Genomic DNA, 1,126 nt, shown 5'->3' with positions numbered 1-1,126 from the left:
AAGTGCGGGCATCGTGAAAAATCTATGGCAAAGAAAGCCTTATGTTCTCATAACTGACGATTAAATCGCACCTTCCCAAGCGTATGTGGCCCGGCCGTTTTTTTCTACTGCCTTCAGATAGATCGGCCTGATATCTATGCACAGGCAGTCAGAGAATTATGGAGATATGGAAAAACCAAAGTTAATGAGCTTGAGATAGCTCCAGGTGAGGGATGCCGTCATCCCGCAGGGTATTTGTATGATAATATATCAGGTCTCGACTGGATGACTTTGGCTGGACTCAGGGACTCGGAAAATGCTCTGTTTAGTTTTGATGAACTTGATTCTCCTGTTGCCGGTGCCACTTTGTGGCGTACGTTAACTGCATGGTTTGAGAGAGCCGGTTATGAAAAGGTATTCAGCAATGTCGGGATCACTCAGGCTGGCGTTCAGGGGATTCGTGATTTAAATGAATATGTCAATAAAGGGTATAATGTCGTAACTCTTATCAGTGACAGTTTATTGCAGGGCAGTCAGTATGAAAGACTAACAGTACCCACACACTGGATTTCATGGGCCGGACCTGTAATACAAGATGAAAATGGACATGTTCAATTGAAATTATTTTCATGGGGGCAAGTGGCAAATCAAATAAAACCAGGGAAAGATTTGTCTTTTTTCATTAATCGTTTTTTCGGAGGAATGGTTTTCAGACCATTAAAATAGACATGAAAATTTTTCGTTCTCTTATTGTTAGTGGCGTGTTTTTTCTTTCCGCCTGTAATTTATTAAGTCCGAAAGCCATATTTACCCCGAAAAACAACAAATTGAAATCCGCTTCAGTGGGGACTCCTTATTTTGCAAAAATAGATATCATCGGCGGTGCCGTAATGGGTGGTTGGTATCACCAAAAGCCTGACTATAAAGCAGGTACTGTAACACCGTCTGATGCAGGAATATCTCTGCGAAATTGCTTGCTTCCAGAGGAAGAAACAGGCTTTACGTTGCCCCAAAGGCCTATTTATAATGGAAACTGTGTAGAGATTTACGGCACACCGAATAAGACGGGGAAAGTAAGTATCCTCCGGCAGAGCCGGAGGCTTTAGGGTGAGCGCCTCAAAGGCGCCGACAAACCATGAGCCGCCCA

The 1,126-nt window shown here is 43.4% G+C and carries 2 protein-coding genes; both read left to right on the top strand.

Going from position 1 to position 1,126, the window contains the following annotated elements; genetic code table 11:
* The first annotated feature begins 264 nt into the window (after positions 1-264).
* Positions 265-705: a hypothetical protein gene (locus ACSZO4_RS25640; RefSeq protein ID WP_437891898.1), complete on the top strand. Its 441-nt coding sequence runs from the start codon at positions 265-267 to the stop codon at positions 703-705.
* Positions 706-707: 2 nt separating this feature from the next.
* Entirely contained in the window at positions 708-1,085 is a 378-nt protein-coding gene (locus tag ACSZO4_RS25635) for a hypothetical protein (RefSeq protein WP_437891897.1), read from the top strand.
* Positions 1,086-1,126: the final 41 nt, after the last annotated feature.

This window comes from Phytobacter sp. V91 (genome assembly GCF_965644225.1).
Classification (GTDB): Bacteria; Pseudomonadota; Gammaproteobacteria; order Enterobacterales; family Enterobacteriaceae; genus CBFFRJ01.
This window is presented reverse-complemented; position numbering and strand designations above follow the sequence as displayed.

What these genes read in the sequence shown, in the direction of transcription:
- ACSZO4_RS25635 (WP_437891897.1), top strand. Translation starts at nt 708, where the DNA reads ATGAAAATTTTTCGTTCTCTTATTGTTAGTGGCGTGTTTTTTCTTTCC.
- ACSZO4_RS25640 (WP_437891898.1), top strand. Translation starts at nt 265, where the DNA reads ATGACTTTGGCTGGACTCAGGGACTCGGAAAATGCTCTGTTTAGTTTT.